General features: G+C 64.7%; 17 protein-coding genes. 11 read left to right on the forward strand and 6 right to left on the reverse strand.

Annotation, left to right across the window (positions count from 1 at the left end; all coding sequences use genetic code 11):
- The first annotated feature begins 12 nt into the window (after positions 1 to 12).
- The 5 genes from AC3FLX_RS03465 to cobA are packed head-to-tail and all read left to right on the forward strand — an operon-like array spanning position 13 to position 4537.
- Positions 13 to 591: a DUF934 domain-containing protein gene (locus AC3FLX_RS03465; protein WP_488693907.1), complete on the forward strand. Its 579-nt coding sequence runs from the start codon at positions 13 to 15 to the stop codon at positions 589 to 591.
- A complete protein-coding gene (locus AC3FLX_RS03470; protein ID WP_488693909.1) occupies positions 588 to 1394 on the forward strand; it encodes a phosphoadenylyl-sulfate reductase in 807 nt (268 codons plus the stop codon). The genes AC3FLX_RS03465 and AC3FLX_RS03470 overlap by 4 nt, the downstream gene beginning before the upstream one ends.
- Positions 1395 to 1420: 26 nt before the next feature.
- Positions 1421 to 2392 carry a sulfate adenylyltransferase subunit CysD gene (cysD, locus tag AC3FLX_RS03475; protein WP_488693911.1) on the forward strand — a complete coding sequence of 324 codons (972 nt, stop codon included), beginning with the start codon at positions 1421 to 1423 and terminating at the stop codon, positions 2390 to 2392.
- A 24-nt stretch (positions 2393 to 2416) separates the two neighbouring features.
- Positions 2417 to 3721, forward strand: coding sequence for a sulfate adenylyltransferase subunit 1 (locus AC3FLX_RS03480; protein ID WP_488693912.1), 1305 nt, complete (start codon positions 2417 to 2419; stop codon positions 3719 to 3721).
- Positions 3722 to 3760: 39 nt separating this feature from the next.
- Positions 3761 to 4537, forward strand: a complete 777-nt coding sequence (gene cobA / locus AC3FLX_RS03485; protein WP_488693913.1) for a uroporphyrinogen-III C-methyltransferase — start codon at positions 3761 to 3763, stop codon at positions 4535 to 4537.
- A 231-nt stretch (positions 4538 to 4768) separates the two neighbouring features.
- On the opposite strand, the gene AC3FLX_RS03490 is transcribed toward cobA, so the two are convergent.
- Genes AC3FLX_RS03490 through lptF form a run of 3 tightly spaced genes read right to left on the reverse strand, consistent with a single transcriptional unit; the run spans position 4769 to position 7490 of the window.
- Positions 4769 to 5191, reverse strand: a complete 423-nt coding sequence (locus AC3FLX_RS03490; RefSeq protein WP_488693914.1) for a sirohydrochlorin chelatase — start codon at positions 5189 to 5191, stop codon at positions 4769 to 4771.
- A gap of 2 nt (positions 5192 to 5193) precedes the next feature.
- Complete coding sequence (gene lptG / locus AC3FLX_RS03495) at positions 5194 to 6366, reverse strand: LPS export ABC transporter permease LptG (RefSeq protein WP_488693916.1); 1173 nt, start codon at positions 6364 to 6366, stop codon at positions 5194 to 5196.
- Entirely contained in the window at positions 6363 to 7490 is a 1128-nt protein-coding gene (lptF, locus tag AC3FLX_RS03500; protein WP_488693917.1) for an LPS export ABC transporter permease LptF, read from the reverse strand. Before lptF ends, lptG begins: the two co-directional genes overlap by 4 nt.
- Positions 7491 to 7655: 165 nt before the next feature.
- On the opposite strand from lptF, the gene AC3FLX_RS03505 reads away from it, so the two are divergent.
- From AC3FLX_RS03505 to AC3FLX_RS03515, 3 genes are read left to right on the forward strand one after another with little or no spacing between them, the layout of a single operon-like run.
- Positions 7656 to 9188 (forward strand): leucyl aminopeptidase, encoded by a 1533-nt coding sequence (locus AC3FLX_RS03505; RefSeq protein WP_488693919.1) that lies wholly within the window; start codon positions 7656 to 7658, stop codon positions 9186 to 9188.
- A gap of 24 nt (positions 9189 to 9212) precedes the next feature.
- Complete coding sequence (locus tag AC3FLX_RS03510; protein ID WP_488693921.1) at positions 9213 to 9647, forward strand: DNA polymerase III subunit chi; 435 nt, start codon at positions 9213 to 9215, stop codon at positions 9645 to 9647.
- On the forward strand, positions 9644 to 10168 hold the full coding sequence (locus AC3FLX_RS03515; RefSeq protein WP_488693922.1) for a hypothetical protein: 525 nt from the start codon (positions 9644 to 9646) through the stop codon (positions 10166 to 10168). The genes AC3FLX_RS03510 and AC3FLX_RS03515 overlap by 4 nt, the downstream gene beginning before the upstream one ends.
- Before the next feature lie 96 nt (positions 10169 to 10264).
- On the opposite strand, the gene ilvD is transcribed toward AC3FLX_RS03515, so the two are convergent.
- A complete protein-coding gene (gene ilvD, locus AC3FLX_RS03520) occupies positions 10265 to 11938 on the reverse strand; it encodes a dihydroxy-acid dehydratase (protein WP_488693924.1) in 1674 nt (557 codons plus the stop codon).
- A 124-nt stretch (positions 11939 to 12062) separates the two neighbouring features.
- On the opposite strand from ilvD, the gene AC3FLX_RS03525 reads away from it, so the two are divergent.
- Together AC3FLX_RS03525 and lgt are read left to right on the forward strand one after the other, a co-directional pair.
- Positions 12063 to 13007 carry a LysR family transcriptional regulator gene (locus AC3FLX_RS03525; protein ID WP_488693926.1) on the forward strand — a complete coding sequence of 315 codons (945 nt, stop codon included), beginning with the start codon at positions 12063 to 12065 and terminating at the stop codon, positions 13005 to 13007.
- A 47-nt stretch (positions 13008 to 13054) separates the two neighbouring features.
- A complete protein-coding gene (gene lgt, locus AC3FLX_RS03530) occupies positions 13055 to 13873 on the forward strand; it encodes a prolipoprotein diacylglyceryl transferase (RefSeq protein ID WP_488693928.1) in 819 nt (272 codons plus the stop codon).
- Between the two features lie 63 nt (positions 13874 to 13936).
- Here the strand turns inward: lgt and AC3FLX_RS03535 are convergent, their stop codons facing one another.
- Entirely contained in the window at positions 13937 to 14959 is a 1023-nt protein-coding gene (locus AC3FLX_RS03535) for a M48 family metallopeptidase (protein ID WP_488693930.1), read from the reverse strand.
- Between the two features lie 18 nt (positions 14960 to 14977).
- Entirely contained in the window at positions 14978 to 16054 is a 1077-nt protein-coding gene (locus AC3FLX_RS03540; RefSeq protein WP_488693932.1) for a YjgN family protein, read from the reverse strand.
- Between the two features lie 839 nt (positions 16055 to 16893).
- Here AC3FLX_RS03540 and AC3FLX_RS03545 point away from each other — a divergent pair.
- Positions 16894 to 17604, forward strand: coding sequence for a GntR family transcriptional regulator (locus AC3FLX_RS03545; protein ID WP_488693934.1), 711 nt, complete (start codon positions 16894 to 16896; stop codon positions 17602 to 17604).
- Positions 17605 to 17635 lie beyond the last annotated feature (31 nt).

Here is a 17635-nt window from a genome sequence, read left to right on the forward strand (position 1 = left end):
GAGAGATTGAACATGGCAAAGATCATTCAACTGCAAAGCGACGACGCAGGCCAATTCCGCCCCGTCATCGTGGAAGACAACTGGACCGTGCTGCGCGCGACCGAAGAACAGCCGCTGGACGAAGCCCGCATTGCCGCCGTGGCGCAAGGCGCGGATGCCGTGCTGTTCCCGCTGTCGGTGTGGAAGGCCAATGAGGCACTGCTGGGCGGCCGCGACAAGGCCATCACCGGCGTGTGGCTGGCCCCCGAAGACGAGCCGGGCGACGTCGAAGCGCTGCTCGACCGCGTGTCGGTCGTCGCGGTGGACTTCCCGGTGTTCCGCGATGGCCGCGGCTTCTCGTCGGCCTACCTGCTGCGCACCCGCTATCACTGGGCGGGCCAGCTGCGCGCGATTGGCGACGTGCTGCGCGATCAGCTGAACTTCATGAAGCGCTGCGGCTTCGATACGTTCGCCGTGCGCGCGGACAAGAACATCGAGGACGCGATCAAGGGCTTCACCGAATTCACCGTGGCTTACCAGGCATCGGTGGACGAGCCGCTGCCGCTGTTCCGTCGCGCACGTGCCGATGTGACGGCCCGAGGCGCGGCATGAGCGCCGTGATTTCCGACATTTCCGTGGTCGATGCGTCGGCATCGGTCTCGTCGCTGCGCCCCCCAGCGCTGTGGACGAAGCCGGAATACACGGGTTCGATCGAGGCGCTCGAAGCCAAGGAACGCGAGCTGGCCGAACGCCTGTCGGGCATCGCCGCGCGTTTCTTCCGCGCGCGCTTTGCCACGAGCCTGGCCGCCGAAGACATGGTGCTGACCGACGCGATCCTGCGCGGTAGCGATGCGGTGCGCGCCGGCATCCGCGTGTTCACGCTGAACACGGGACGCCTGCACGCCGAGACGCTGGCCGTGCTGGACCAGGTGAAGGATCACTACGGCTACACGGTCGAGCAGTTCACGCCCGACCAGGAAGCCGTGGATAACTACCTGCGCAACCACGGGCTGAACGCGTTCTACGACAGCGTGGACCTGCGCAAGAGCTGCTGCGGTATCCGCAAGGTGGAACCGCTGAACCGCGCGCTGTCGCATGCCGACGCGTGGATGACGGGCCAGCGCCGTGAACAGGCCGTGACGCGCGCCGAGCTGCCTTTCGAGGAGCTGGACGATGCGCGCGGCATTCCGAAGTTCAATCCGCTGGCGGACTGGACCGAGGCCGAGGTGTGGGCCTACCTGTCGCGCCACAACGTGCCGGTCAACGCGCTGCATGCCAAGGGCTACCCCAGCATTGGCTGCGAGCCATGTACCCGGGCCGTGAAGGCCGGCGAGGACGTACGCGCGGGCCGGTGGTGGTGGGAGAGCAAGGACTCGAAAGAGTGCGGCCTCCACGAGCAGAACATCAAGCACTGAACAGAATTATTCGAGGCCAGAACGACATGGGCATCATGAACGACATCGCAGACGCAGGGGTGGCCGCCAACGTGGAACACCTGCTGCAGGTCCAGAACGACCACCTCGACCGGCTCGAAGCCGAGTCGATCTACATCATCCGCGAGGTGGTGGCCGAGTGCCGCAACCCGGCGCTGCTGTTTTCCGGCGGCAAGGACTCGATCGTCATGCTGCACCTGGCGCTGAAGGCATTCCGCCTGGGCGACCGCAAGGTGGAACTGCCGTTCCCGCTGGTCCACATCGACACCGGCCACAACTATCCGGAAGTGATCGAATTCCGCGATCAACGCGTGGCCGAACTGGGCGCGCGCCTGGTGGTGGGTCATGTGGAAGATTCGATCAAGCGCGGCACCGTGCGCCTGCGCAAGGAAACCGACTCGCGCAATGCCGCGCAGGCCGTGACGCTGCTGGAGACCATCGAGGCGCACAAGTTCGACGCGCTGATGGGCGGTGCCCGCCGCGACGAAGAGAAGGCCCGCGCCAAGGAGCGCATCTTCTCGTTCCGCGACGAATTCGGCCAATGGGACCCCAAGGCCCAGCGCCCAGAACTGTGGAGCCTCTATAACGCCCGCATGGCGCAGGGCGAGCAGATGCGCGTGTTCCCGATCTCGAACTGGACCGAACTCGACGTGTGGCAGTACATCGCCCGCGAGAACCTGGCCCTGCCGCCGATCTACTACGCGCACCAGCGCGAAGTGGTGCGCAAGAACGGCCTGCTGGTGCCGGTGACGCCGATCACGCCGAAGCAGGATGGCGATGTCAGCGAAGTGCTGTCGGTCCGCTTCCGTACCGTGGGCGATATCAGCTGCACGTGCCCCGTGGCCAGCGTTGCCGCGTCGCCGGTGGAGATCATCGCCGAGACGGCGGTGACCGAGATCACCGAGCGCGGCGCCACCCGCATGGACGACCAGACGAGCGAAGCGTCGATGGAACGCCGGAAAAAAGAAGGCTATTTCTGATCGACGCAGCAGAGGAATACGACAATGTCTCACCAATCCCAACATCAAGGCCTGCTGCGTTTCATCACCGCGGGTTCCGTCGATGACGGCAAGAGCACGCTTATCGGCCGTCTGCTGTTCGACAGCAAGGCCGTGCTGTCCGACCAGCTGACCGCGCTGGCGAATGCCAAGAACAAGCGCACCGCCGGCGAGGAAATCGATTTCTCGCTGCTGACCGACGGCCTGGAAGCCGAGCGCGAGCAGGGCATCACGATCGACGTGGCCTACCGCTACTTCTCGACCGCGCGCCGCAAGTTCATCATCGCCGATACGCCGGGTCACGAGCAGTACACGCGCAACATGGTCACCGGCGCTTCGACCGCCCATGCGGCGATCGTGCTGGTCGATGCCACGCGCGTCACGGTTACCAATGGCCGTGCCGAGCTGCTGGCGCAGACCAAGCGTCATTCGGCGATCCTGAAGCTGCTGGAACTGCAGCACGTGATCGTTGCCGTGAACAAGATGGACCTGGTCGACTACAGCGAGCAGCGCTTCAACGAGATCCGCGCGGCCTACACCGAGCTGGCCACGCAACTGGGCCTGAAGGACGTGACGTACGTGCCGGTATCGGCGCTGCGCGGCGACAACATCGTGCACGAGAGCGATTCCATGCCCTGGTATCAGGGCGAGTCGCTGCTGCCGCTGCTGGAAGCACTGCCCGTGGAAGACCCGGCACCGGAAGGCGATGCCGCGCTGCGTTTCCCGGTGCAGCTCGTGGTGCGTCAGGATGGCGCCGCCGCCGACGATTTCCGTGGCTACGCTGGCCGCGTGGAAGCCGGTACCGTGCGCGTGGGCCAGAAGCTGCGCGTGCTGCCGGCCAACCGCGATGCCGTGGTAGCCGAGGTGCTGACGCCGAACGGTTCGGCCGACTCGGCCAACGCTGGTGATACGGTGACCGTACGCCTGGCCGAAGACGTCGATGTGTCACGCGGTGACATGTTCGTGGCGGCGGATGCAACGGCCGCGTCGGCCAAGAAGCTGACCGCCGACCTGTGCTGGTTCGATGACGAGTCACTGAACCCTTCGCGCAAGTACGTGCTCAAGCACACCACGGCGAGCGTATTCGCCCGTGTGTCGGCCGTGGATCGCGTGCTGGACGTGCACACGTTGTCGCACGAGACGGGTCGTCACGAGATCAACCTGAACGACATCGGCTCGGTGCAGATCTCGCTGCAGAAGCCTATCGTCTGCGATACCTACGGCGACAACCCGGCCACGGGTGCCTTCGTGCTGATCGACGAAGCCACCAACCATACGGTGGCGGCGGGCATGATCCGTGCGTATGCCTGATATCGTCCAGCCTGGACAGATCGGATAACGGTGGCACAGATGAACGCGCAGAAGGCAACGTCGACCGGCAAGGTGTACCTGATTGGTGCAGGCCCTGGTGCGGCTGACCTCATTACGGTGCGTGGCGCACGGCTGTTGGGCGAAGCCCAGGTCGTGCTGCACGACGCCCTGGTGTCGCCCGAGATGCTGGCCTGGTGTCCGCAGGCCGAGCTGGTCGAGGTGGGCAAGCGCTGCGGGCAGCGCTCCACCGCGCAGCTATTCATCAATCGCCAGATCGTCGACCTGGCCACCAAGTACGAGCGCGTGGTGCGCCTCAAGGGCGGCGACCCGATGCTGTTCGGCCGGGCCGACGAGGAATTGCAGGCGCTGGAAGCGGCTGGTATCGCGTATGAAGTGGTGCCGGGCATCACGGCGGCGCTGGCCGCCGCCAGTGCCATCGCACGGCCGCTGACCAAGCGCGGTGTATCGCGCAGCGTCGCGTTTGCCACGCAGGCCAAGGCGGCTGACGCTGTCGACGTCGAAGCCGATGTGAAGGCCGACACCATCGTCTATTACATGGGCCGCGATCAGGCGGCCAATATTGCCGCGCAACTGATCGCGCGCGGCAAGCCGGCATCCACGCCTGCCTGGGTCGTTGAATCGGCGACCACGCCAAATCAGCGCAGCCAGCAATTCACGCTCCGCCAGATGGCGGCTGGCGAGGCGTCGCGCTGGATGGACCCGGTGCAGCCGAGCCTGCTGATGATTGGAGAGGCGTTGGGCACCCGCACAACCGAGCGTGTGGAATCGCACGAGGTGGGCGAGCGGGCGGCTTGAGCCGGTAAGCTACAAGAATGAAAAAAAGGCCAGAGTTTTGCTCTGGCCTTTTTTTCATTTTGAACCGCTGGCCCTCTCCCTAACCCTCTCCCGCGAGCGGGGACAGGGTTGCGGCAGTTCGAGCGCTATCGGTTTGCTCCCCTCGCAGGGGGAGGGGGACAGGCTCGCGGCATTTCAAACGCTATCGGTTTGCCCTTCTCGCAGGCGGGAGAGGAACAGGCTCGCGGTATTTCAAACGCTATCGGTTTGCTCCCCTCGCCCGCTTGCGGGAGAGGGGCCGGGGGAGAGGGTCAGCGCGCAATATGCTGCAATCGCGTCGAGCACGCCATCCACCTCGCCAACCGCCGTCGCGGCACGAATCTCCACACCCGGATACTTCGCCCGGCATTCCTCGATCAGCACCGGAAAATCACGCCGTAGATGGCCGCCCTGGCCAAAAAACACAGGCACCACCGTGATTGCCTTCACGCCAGCGCCTGCCACCTCGTCGATGGCCTCCGCCAGCGACGGTGCCATCAGCTCAAGAAAGGCCAGCCGGACCGCGCAATCGGGCAGGAGCACCGACAGCTTGGCATGCAGGCGGTCGAACGGCTCGCGCCAACGCGCATCGCGCGCGCCGTGACCAAAGAGGACGATGGCTTGCCGGGAGGCCATGATCAGTGCCGGTCGACCCAGCGCAACGATGTCAGCGCAACGGTCAGATAGAGCGTGCCTGGCACCAGCGCCGATACGATCGGCGGCCAGGTATGCAGCAGCCCGACGTGCGAGAACAGCGTATTGGCCAGGTGGAACGACAGGCCCAGCATGATGCCGCCGAACACCTTCACGCCCACCGCGCCGGCACGGGCGTGCAGGTAGGCGAAGGGCAGGGCAAGCGCCACCATCACGAACAGCGTCAGCGGATACACCACCTTCTTCCAGAACGCGATCTCGTAACGCTGGGTGTCCTGCTTGTTATCGCGCAGGTGACGGATATAGCGGAACAAGTCCAGCGTCGACATCCGCTCCGGCGTGACCAGCAGCACCGACAGGATCTGCGGCGTCAGCTCGGAGTGCATCACCATGTTCGGGAACAACGCCTGCTCGGCACGGAAGTCAGGCGCCAGCGCGTCGCGCTGTGGCGCGCTCTGCGGCGTGGCCTGGCCATCGCGCAACTCCACGAAACGGATTTCGTTGACGTCGTTGAGCTGCCACTGCTGGCCGCCCTGGTAACGGCCTTCCTTGGCCACACGAATCACGCGCAGGCGGTAGTCCTTGTCGAATTCATAGATCGTGATGCCGTTGATGGTCTGGTCGGCTTTCAGGCCCTGGACGTTGACGAAGCGCGTGATCTCACCGCCGCCGGCCGCCGTGTCGCGGTCGCGGTCCTTGACCCAGACGCCGGAGCGGAAGCCCGACGACACCGTGGCGCCGATCGCCTCGAGCTTGATCTTCTGCGCGTATTGCTCGGCCGCCGGGCCGATGAATTCGCCAAAAATGAACGTGACCAGTGCCAGCGGAACGGCGAGCTTGAACAGCGAAAACAACGCCTGGCGCGTGTTCAGGCCGGCCACGCGGAAGATCGTGTACTCGGACTGGCTGGCCAGCTGCGAGAACACGTAAATGGCGCTGATCAGCACCGCAATCGGCAGCACCTCGTAGATCCGCGTCGGTGCCTGCAGCATGACGTGGAAGAACGCCACCAGCGACGTGTAGCCGCCCTGCACGCTCTCCAGCTCGTTGAGCATGTCGAAGAACACGAACAGCGCCAGCACCGCGAACAGGATGAATGCGAAGACCCCGTAGATCAACCGCGCGAAATAGCGCTCATAGACGGCAAGTACCCTCATGCCTGGCCTCCGGCCTTGCCGTTGGCCTTGCGTTTCAAGCCGAATACCGCGCGCCACCCGCCGAGACTGCGGTTCTGACGGTAGCGGAACATCATCAGCGCGCACAGGAACACGATCAGGTGGATCGGCCACAACGCCATCCAGAACGAGAGCGAGCCGGAGCGCACCCAGGCCTGGGACAGATTGATCAGGTTGCTATAGGTCAGATAGATCAGCACGGCAAACACCAGCGGCGTATAGCGGCCCAGACGCGGGTTCACATAGGCCAGGGGAATCGCGATCATCACGAAGTTGAAGGCCAGGATCGGCAGCGATATCCGCCACAGCAACTCGCCCAGGTTCTCGCGCGTGGGATTCCGGATCAGATCGATCGTGTCGCGGCTCTTGGCCGGCAGATCGGCTTCGGTCTCCGGCGGCTTGTTGTCTACCTTGACGGCGTATTTATCGAATTCGAGGATCCGATAGTTAAGCTGGCCCGGGATGCCGGCGTAGCGGCGGCCATGCTCCATCACTACCAGACGGTCGCCGTTGGGCTGGGTCTCGAACTGGCCCTGATGCGACAGCGCCACCCCGATCTTGCCCGCCTCGGAATTTGCAACAAAAACGTTACGAGCGTGCTTCATGTCGGAGTCGATGCCCTCGATGAACAGCACGTAGTTGCCGTTTGCAGGTTCGATGAAGCGCCCGGAGGCGATCATCGACAGCACGCCGCGTTGCTCGAACCGGTCCCGGAACAGTGCGCTCTGCTGGTTGGCCCACGGCCAGGCAAACATACCCAGCAGCAGCGCCATGACGAAGAACGGCGCGGCAAACTGCAGCACCGGCTTGACCAGGTCGCGCAGGGAGATGCCGGCCGAGAACCACACCACCATCTCGGAATCCTTGTACCACCGGGTCAGGACGATCAGGGTCGAGATGAACAGCGTGGCCGACAGCAGGATCGACAGATAGCCAATGGTGGCCAGGCCGATCAGCATCAGCACATCGTTGGGGCTGGCCTTACCGCTGGCGGCCATGCCCAGGATGCGGATCACGAGCGACGTAAGCATGAACGTCAGCATTACCAGAAACACCGCACCGGCGGTGTAGGCAAGCTCGCGTCGCAGGGCTTGTTGAAAAATCATGCGCCAATCGCTTCCGGCTTCCGGCCGGAGCGGGCGATATGCCGGGGGCCGAGGGACTGGCAGGACCGCGGGCTGTCAGCTTGAAGGATCGGCGGCGGCAGATCGCGGATGAAAATCGCGGATAATGGGGGCTTTCTTTTCGACGAGCCCCTGGAAGGAAGCGCGATGGAATTTAGCACAAAAGCCCTGGATCTGAGCAAAGCCGGCCAAAATGGTTTCCTGGCCACCAAGTCTGACTGCCTGGTGGTGGGCCTGTTCGAGGGCCAGAATCTGGCCGGCGTGGGGAAGGCGCTTGACGTGGCCACCAAGGGGCTGGTGGCGCGCCTGGTGAAGCAGGGTGACTTCGAGGGCAAGCGCGGCACCCACCTGATGCTGCACGAAGTAGCCGGTATCGGCGCCGCCCGTGTGCTGCTGGTGGGCCTGGGCAAGGAAGTCGAATTTACCGACAAGGCCTTTGCCGAAGCCGTGCGCACGGCCATGCGTGCGCTGGGCGGCACGCGCGCCGCGTCGGCGCTGTGGTGCCTGGCGCAACAGCTGCCGCCGCAGCGCGACGTGGCCTGGGCCGTCATCACGACGATCACGATCGTGCGCGACGCCGGCTACCGCCTGCTGGAGCGTCACCCCGAACTCAAGCGCCCCGCCAAGGGAGCTGGCGCGGCCGACAAGCCGACGCTGCGCAAAATCGTGCTGGCCGTGGACTCGGCCGACGCCAAGGCGGCCACCCAGGCCGTGGTGCGCGGCACCGCCATTGCCAATGGCATGGAACTGACGCGCGACCTCGGCAACCTGCCGTCGAACATCTGCACCCCGACCTACCTGGCCAACGCCGCGCGCGGCATCGCCAAGCGCCACAAGCTCAAGGCCGAGATCCTGGGCCGCAAGCAGATCGAGGCGCTGAACATGGGCGCCTTCCTGGCCGTGACCAAGGGTAGCGTGGAGCCGCCGCAGTTCATCGTGCTGCGCTATGACGGCGCCAGCGCCAAGGCCGCGCCGGTCGTGCTGGTGGGCAAGGGCATCACGTTCGACACCGGCGGCATCTCGCTGAAGCCGGGCGAGGGCATGGACGAGATGAAGTACGACATGTGCGGCGCCGCTTCGGTGCTGGGCACCATCCAGGCCGTGGCCGAAATGGGCCTGAAGCTGAACGTGATCGCCGTGGTACCCACCTGCGAGAACATGCCGGCCGGCAACGCCACCAAGCCGGGTGACGTGGTGGTCAGCATGTCGGGCCAGACCATCGAGATCCTGAACACGGACGCCGAAGGCCGCCTGATCCTGTGCGATGCGCTGACGTACGTGGAGCGCTTCAAGCCGGCTGCCGTGGTCGACGTGGCCACGCTGACCGGCGCCTGCATCATCGCTCTGGGCCACGTGAACAGCGGCCTGTACGCGCGCAGCGACCTGCTGGCCGACCAGCTGCTCAACGCCGGCCGCAAGGCGATGGACACCGCCTGGCGACTGCCGCTGGACGACGAGTACCAGGACCAGCTCAAGTCGAATTTTGCCGACATGGCCAATATCGGCGGCCGTCCAGCCGGCAGCGTGACGGCGGCCTGCTTCCTGGCGCGCTACACCGAGAAGTACGACTGGGCTCACCTGGACATCGCCGGTACCGCCTGGAAGAGCGGCGCGGCCAAGGGCGCCACGGGCCGCCCGGTGCCGCTGCTGGCACAGTTCCTGATGGACCGCGCGTCGTAATCGGCGAAACGAAGGCAGCCACGGATGACGCGCATCGACTTCCACAGCAACGTGCCGGATACGCTGGCCTATGTCTGCCGCCTGGTCCGCAAAGCCTATGGGGCAGGGCAGAAGGTGATCGTTTATGGCGCGCCACAGCAGCTGGCGCAACTTGACGCGCGGCTGTGGTCGTTTTCGCCGCTCGACTTTCTGCCGCATTGCGGGCTCGACAGCCCCAATGCGGCGGTGACGCCGATCATCCTGGCGGCTACGCTGGAACAGGTGCCGCACCACCAGCTGCTGGTGAATATCGCGCCGGAGGCTCCGGCGCAGTTCGCCAGCTTCGAGCGCCTGATCGAGGTGGTGGGCGCCACCCAGGACGCCCGCGACGCGGGCCGCGAACGCTATCGTTTCTATCGTGAGCGCGGCTACCCGCTCACGCACCATGACATCGGGCAGGGCAAAGGAGAATCGGCATGAGCGAACGCACGACTTCGCGGGTGATTCCGCGGTTAGGCCCCAACGACAGCGTGCCGCTGCTGACCGAAATCGTCGAGCTGCCCGACGCCGTATTCGATACCCCGACCCAGCCGCTGAGCCAGCCGCAGCCCGCCGCGCGGCAGGCGGCCACGGTCATCGATACTGCCGATATGCCCGATTCGGGCGTGGTAACGGCGGTTGGCGACACCGAATCCACCATCCAGGCCGCTCCCGCTTCCGCCCCGGACACGCAGCCGCCGATGGTCGACGCCGCCGCATTCATGCCCGGCGAGGATGACCTGCGCGCCGTGCGCACCGAGCTGCTGACGCGCGTAATGATGCGTTTCCGCACCGAGTGGCCGCAGGTGGTTGAGGCGCATACCGAAGCGACGCTGCAGTCGCGCCTGGCCCCGCTGACCGCCCAATTGGCAAGCGAGTTGACCCAGGCGCTGGAGGCGCGGCTGGTGGAGTGGCTCGACGCCACGCTGGAAGAGATCGAGCGGGACCCAGGCGGGGATTGACGCTCGTTGTGAGAGTTTTCACTTCCCTTTCCCGCGGGAGGGAAAGGGAAGCTGGTCAGCGGGACTTCTGCAGCTTCGACCGTTTCAACCGCGGCCTCAATCCGTCACCGCTCCCTTGCTGGCCGTCGATGCCAGCTTCGCGAACTTCGCCAGCACGCCACGGGTATAACGCGGCGCCGGCTGCTTCCAGTTGGCGCGCCGTTTTGCCAGTTCGTCGTCCGCTACATTCAACTGCAGCAGCAACTGGTGCGCATCGATCGTAATCGAATCGCCTTCCTGCACCAGCGCAATGGTGCCGCCGACGTGGGCTTCGGGTGCCACGTGGCCAACCACCATGCCCCAGGTACCGCCAGAGAAGCGGCCGTCGGTGATAAAGCCGACTGATTCGCCCAGGCCCTTGCCGATGATCGCCGATGTAGGCGCCAGCATCTCCGGCATGCCCGGCCCGCCCTTGGGCCCCAGATAGCGAAGCACGAGGATGTCGCCGGCGTTGATCTTGTCGGCGAGGATCGCTTCCATCGCGCTCTGCTCGTCCTCGAACACACGTGCCGGCCCGGTGATGACCGGATTCTTGAGACCGGTAATCTTGGCCACGGCGCCTTCTTCGGCCAGATTCCCCTTCAGGATCGCCAGGTGCCCCTGTTTGTAGAGCGCCTTGTCGAGCGGCATGATCACGTCCTGGTCCGCGCGTGGCTGATCGGCGACGTGCTCCAGTTCCTCGGCCAGCGTGCGGCCCGTGATGGTCAGGCAGTCGCCATGCAGCAGGCCCGCGTTCAGCAGGATTTTCATGACCTGCGGAATGCCGCCGGCGCGGTGCAGGTCGGTGGCAACGTAGTCGCCCGACGGCTTCAGGTTGCAGATCACCGGCACGCGGCGGCGAATGCGCTCGAAATCGTCGATGGTCCATTCCACCTCGGCCGAATGGGCAATGGCCAGGTAATGCAACACCGCGTTGGTGGACCCGCCCGTGGCCATGATCAGCGTCACGGCGTTCTCGATCGATTTGCGCGTGATGATGTCGCGCGGCTTGAGGTCTTTCTTGACGGCTTCCACCAGTACGCGGGCGGACTCCGCGGCGCTGTCGACCTTTTCCTGGTCCGGGTTGGCCATCGTCGACGAATACAGCAGCGACATGCCCAGCGCCTCGAACGACGAACTCATCGTGTTGGCCGTGTACATGCCACCGCAGGAGCCCGTGGAAGGGCAGGCGTTCTTCTCCACGCCCTCGAAATCTTCCTGGCTCATGCGGCCCGCCGTGAATTCGCCCACGGCCTCGAACGACGACACGATGGTCAGGTCCTTGCCCTTCCAGTTGCCGGGCCTGATCGTGCCGCCATAGACGTAGATGCCGGGCACGTTGGTGCGCGCCAGCGCGATCATGCCGCCCGGCATGTTCTTGTCGCAGCCCCCGATGACGACCACGCCGTCCATCCACTGGCCCTGTGCCGCTGTCTCGATACAGTCAGCGATCACTTCGCGCGAGATCAGCGAGTACTTCATGCCTTCCGTGCCCATCGACATGCCATCCGAAATCGTCGGCGTGCCGAAGATCTGGGGGTTGGCGCCCGATGCCCGGATGGCCTCCACGGCCGCGTCGGCCAGGCGCTGCAGGCCGGCGTTGCATGGGGTGATCGTCGAGTGGCCATTGGCGATGCCTACCATCGGCTTGTCGAAGTCTTCCTTCTTGTAGCCAAGCGCGTAGTACATCGAACGATTCGGGGAGCGCGCCACGCCTTGCGTGATGTGCTGGGAGCGTTTGTTGAATGCCATGAAGTCTCTCCGGGGGATGTCGTTGTTGTGCCGGAGAGCATGCGCCTTGCGATTTTGCGTGTCCAATATATTATTCGACCGTTATTGAGTCGAAAAACATATCAAACACCGGAGGGCATCGCGTTTGGACCTGCGCCAGTTGCGCTACTTCGTTACCGTGGCCGAGGAACTACATTTCGGACGTGCCGCACGCCGCCTCGCCATGACCCAGCCGCCGCTGTCGCAGCAGATCCAGGCGCTGGAAGAGGAGATCGGCGTGCAGCTGTTCGTGCGCACGCGCCGTTCGGTGATGCTGACGCCCGCGGGCCAGCAGTGGCTGCCGGAAGTGCGCCGTGTGCTGGCCGATGCGGCAGCGTTGCCCGGGTTGGCGCAGCGGCTGGCGCGCGGCGAGGTCGGGTCCCTGGCGCTGGCCTTCGTCAGCACAGCCGACTACGGCATCCTGCCCGAGCTGCTGCGGCATTTCCGCGCGCGGCATCCGGACGTCCAGTTGCAATTGCGCGAGGCCACCAGCGACGTCCAGCTGGAGGCGCTGGCCGATGGTGCCATCGACGCCGGGCTGGTCATTCGCCCGCAACTGGCCGTGATGCCGCACGGGCTGTCATATCTGCCATTGGTGCGCGAGCCGCTGGTGCTGGCCGTGCCGGATGGCTGGCGCCCGCCCGGCAGCGTGGCCGCGCCCGCGGAGGTATCGCTACGCGACGCCGCGCGCGAACCGTTGATCATCTTCCCGCGCCGAAGTGCGCCAGCGTTTTATGACATCATTACGGGCTACTATGCGCGCGACGGCTTGACGCCGGTGATTGCGCAGGAGGCCATCCAGATGCAGACGATCGTGAGCCTGGTCTCCGCGGGCATGGGCGTGGCGCTGGTGCCCGCGTCGCTGTGCAACCTGCGGCGGACCGGCGTGTCGTACCTGACATTGCGCGATGCCGGCCCGGAAATCGAGACCGGCCTGGCCTGGCGTGAAGGCGCCGCCGGCGTGGCGCCGGTGCTGCGTTCGTTCATCGATATCGCCACTGGTTTGGCCGGCGCCATCGGGCTGACGCACGATCGTGACATAAATACATAGCGCAGCAGGCCGCGCACTCAACTTACCGCTACTCTCCCGCTTTCACCATGCTCGTTCATCCGCAATTCGATCCGGTTGCCATCCACCTGGGACCGCTGGCCATCCGCTGGTACGGACTGATGTACCTGGCCGGCTTCATCATGTTCCTGTGGTTTGGCCGGCTCCGCATCAAGCAGCCCCATATCGCGGCGCGCGGCTGGGTGACACGCGACCTCGACGACATGCTGTTCTACGGCGTGCTGGGCGTGATCCTTGGCGGCCGGCTGGGCTATGTGCTGTTCTACAAGCCGAGCTACTACCTGACGCATCCGCTGGAAATCTTCAAGGTATGGGAAGGCGGCATGGCCTTCCACGGTGGTTTCCTGGGCGTGCTGGTGGCGATGTGGGTGTTTGCCAAGGTGCGCCGGCGCCATTGGATGGAAGTGACCGATTTCATCGCGCCAATGATTCCGTGCGGCCTGGCCGCTGGCCGCATCGGCAACTTCATCAATGGCGAGCTGTGGGGGCGTCCGACCGACCTGCCGTGGGGGATGATCTTCCCGCAGGCTGGCGACAACATTCCGCGTCATCCGTCGCAGCTGTACCAGTTTGCTGGCGAAGGTGTGGCGCTGTTCATCATCCTGTGGCTGTTCTCACGCAAGCCGAGGCCAATGGGCGCGGTGTCGGGCGTGTTCCTGATCGGTTACGGCGCATTCCGCTTCCTGGCCGAATTCGCGCGCGAGCCTGACAACTTCCTGGGGCTGCTGGCGCTCAAGTTGTCGATGGGCCAATGGCTAAGCCTGCCGATGATCCTGGTTGGCGTGCTGATACTGGTGTGGTCCTATCGCCGCCAGGCCAACGGCGCGGCCGCGGGCGCGGCGCGGTAAGGCATCCCGGCAGGTCTCCCATCCCCGGTGAAACGGGGTGGGAGCAATCGGAGCAGTCACTCGCTACCGAGCGTTGCGAATCGCGTCGATCCGCTCTCTGGTGAGCGGATGCGTCGAGAAGAATCCTTCCTCGTCTTCGTCCCGGTCGGACCGCTTGCGGCGCGCGCCGTGGGCGTCCTCCAGCTGCTGTAGTGCGTCGGCCAGCGCCGCTGGCGGCAGCCGGTTATCCCGCAGCACCTCCACCGCAAATGCATCGGCCTCACGCTCGTGATCGCGCGAATAGCGCATCGCCAGCATCGCCGTGGGCACCGTTGCCAGCAGCGACGAGACATCTCCGAGGAAGTAGGCCATCAGCGCACCCACGGCCGAGGCCTGGAACACCTGCTGCAGCCCATGCCGCTGCGTGACGTGGCCCGCCTCGTGCGCCAGTACGCCCATCATGGGTGTGCCGGTGCCGAGCAGCTTTACGAGTTCGTCCGTGACGACGATGGTGCCGCCGGGCAGGGCCAGCGCATTGGCGCCCAGGCTGCCGCCGCGGCGGAACAGGATCTGGTAGTCATGGCCGGAATCGGCGGGCCGGCGCAGCGCGGCGAAGTTGTCGCGGATGCGTTGCTGATCCGCCGCGGCCAACGTGCTTGGCTTGACCAGGCCCTTGTCCAGACTGTCGAGCGTGGCACGCCCCAGCCGCGCTTCGAGCGATGCCGGTATCGTGCGTGCAACCAGTGCCGCGGTCCACGGCAGCAGGTAGAAGTAGGACATCACCACGAACAGCGCGAGCCCAAGCATCGACAACCCGACCAGCCGCCAGCTGTTCTGCGCGCGCGATACCCAGCCTTCCTGATATCCGGTGGCGGCCAGCATCGCGTCGAACGTGTCGTGGTCCGTGATCTCGCAGTACGCGCCGTCGTCGAACGTCACCAGGCGCGGGCCACGGCGGATGCGCTCCGACACGCGCAGCGATGCCAGCGGCGCGCGGCGCAGTTCCTCTCCGTCCGGATCGTGCAACACGGCCTGAGCGTCGTGCACCAGTAGCACCACCGGATGCGCTCGCGACGAGCGGCCATCGAAGTATTGCGCAGCGACCATGACAATCCAGTCCTCCGCCTACAGGGCAATATCGATGTCGTACCAGTCGACCGCGGCGTCGCCGAGCGCGTCTACCTGTTGCTGCTGGCCGGCCACGAATGCGTCGAGCTGGCCCACGGCTACCATCGTCATCGATTCCACGCGGTAACGCACGGAGCGCACGCGCGCGAACGGATAGAACAATCCCATCGTCAATGCCGTGAGAATCAGGTTGGTGACGGTGATCAGGAGCAGCGTGCCGGCCTTGACGTCGCTACGGAAGCTGTGCGGCGCCAGGGTCGTGTGGTTCCACACGGCATTCTGCATCTTGGCCTGGAAGTACGGGCCAACCAGCAGAAAGCCGGCGTACATGCCCAGCACCATCAGGATGACAACGAGGAACGTGCCGGCCTTCGTGCCATTGGCCGTCGTGGCAAGCGCGCCGCCGATCACGCCGCCCGCAATCAGGAACAGCAGCACCACGCCGGCCGTCAGCAGATAGACGCGGTAGAACGCGCCGGCCGTGGCGTGGAAGCCGAACGGCGCCGTGCCAAAGCGGGTGTTGTCGTGCTGATAGCGCTTGAAGCGCTGGTGAGCCATCGGCGCCAGCAGATAGAGCGACAGCAAGGCCAGCACGGGCCACAGCAGGAAGACCTTGTAGCCACCACGGTCGCTTCCGGTAAATGCGAAGCGCAGGCCGCGATAGCTGGAGTTGGCCATACGGAAGCGCAGCGAGCGCACCAGCAGGAACGGAAACACGACGGCCAGCGCAAGCGCCAGCAACAGGCTCAGTGCCGGCGAAAAATGCGAGGTTGCCTGGTACACCGCAATCAGCACAAAGACGATGACACGTCCCTTGAGGATTGCCATCGGATTGCCGTGATAATCGAACGTAGCGTTATCGAGCTGGGTGCTGCGATAGAAATACTGCAGCGTGCGAACTTTGGCCCAGGCGGAATAGATGCCCAGCGTCACGATGGTCAGCAGCGTGTTGACGATCCAGATCCGGAAATACTCGGACCCCGATCCCGTAAAGACGAATTTCAGATGACGCGGCACATCGCTGTCCCGCGTGACAGGGTTGTCCTGCAACCCGGCTTGATCTTCCCAGTTCATCGAACGACCTCTCCAGTTGTTACGGGGCGCCTTTTCGTGGCTCGATCGGTGGCCCGGCGCTGTTTCAGTTTTGCAACCAGTTGGCACGCGGCTTTCGTGCGCTGGCCAACACATTCTCGCATTGCCGGGTATCACACCGGTCACAAATCCCGCTGGGGATCGCCTGCGATACAAAAGCGAGGGTAACCGAGGTCGTAACGAGGGAGAAACATTCTGTTACATCACCGCTCACGTGTCACAAGTTGCGCTTCGTCCGCCTCAATAAAATCAACGACTTAAGTGCGATGGCACGGTCCTCGCTATTAAGGCTGTTACAAGATCGGTCGGGGCGGGCAGAGACCCACCCAACATGGCATCACCGGGAGGGTGCGCACAACGATGCGCCGATGCCGTGCCAACGACAAAAAGCCGAACGGGAAAAGGCACGGGAAAATCCGCACTGAAGAGTGCTTGAACGGGGCAGGCGCGGGGCCAGCGCCAGTTAAGTGAATCTGACCCGCAAGCGTCCGGCACATCATGCCCGACGCCTATGACAAGACCTACAGCGGTTATTTCACGCGCGGGCAATCTTTCTGCAGGGAGGCAGGAGGGTTGCCCGCCGCACCTATTTTTATTCCCCGGATTTCCACTCGCCCGCCTTCACACCGTCTCATGGATTTCCCTCAGAGCGACGCTCTGCTGCAACGCCGCGCGCACACCTGCGGCAATGCAGCATAAAAACCGCTTGCGATTGGGCGCACTTCCCGTAATTATGAATTATTGCGGCTTAATCGACTCTCCGAAGGTGCCATTTCTGGCATGCGATTCCCCCGTTAAAACTGCGGCAGGCAGGAGGCACGATGCGTATCGTCAGGCAGGCGCTGTATCTGGAGGTGGCCGATCGACTGCGAAGGATGATCGACGATCGCACGCTGCAGCCTGGCGCATGGATCGACGAGGTGGCGCTGGCCGCGTCGCTGGGCACGTCGCGCACGCCAATGCGCGAGGCGCTCAAGGTGCTGGCGGCCGAGGGGCTGGTGCGGCTGGAGCCGCGGCGGGGCTGCTTCGTCAACGCGCTGACCGAGCAGGACCTGGACGAGATCTTTCCGCTGATGGCACTGCTGGAAGGCCGCTGCGCGTACGAGGCCGCGCGTAACGCCACGCAGGCGGACCTGGACGCGCTGGAGGGCCTGCACGCCGATCTGTCGCGCTACGCCCAGGCCGGTGACATCGACGCGTACTACGAAACGAACTACCAGATTCACGAGGCGATCCAGCAGCTGGCCGGCAATCGCTGGCTTTCCGGTGTGGTCAGCGATCTGCGCAAGGTGCTGCGGCTGTCGCGCCACAAAAGCCTGAAGCTGCCGGGCCGAATTCAAGAGTCGTGTGCCGAACACCTGTCGGTGTTTTCTGCCCTGAAGGCCCACGATTCGGAGGGGGCCGAGGCGCTGATGAAGACCCACGTGCTGCGACAGCGAGGCGCCTTGCGCATGCTCGACGCGGCCGAGCACGACGACGAAGCGGGGAGCGCGGCGGCGTCCAGTCATCTGCGCCTGGCCGGACAAGCCTGAACGCTGATTTCCCCGTCACCGTTACAAACTG

The organism is Cupriavidus sp. 291-E7, assembly GCF_057798835.1.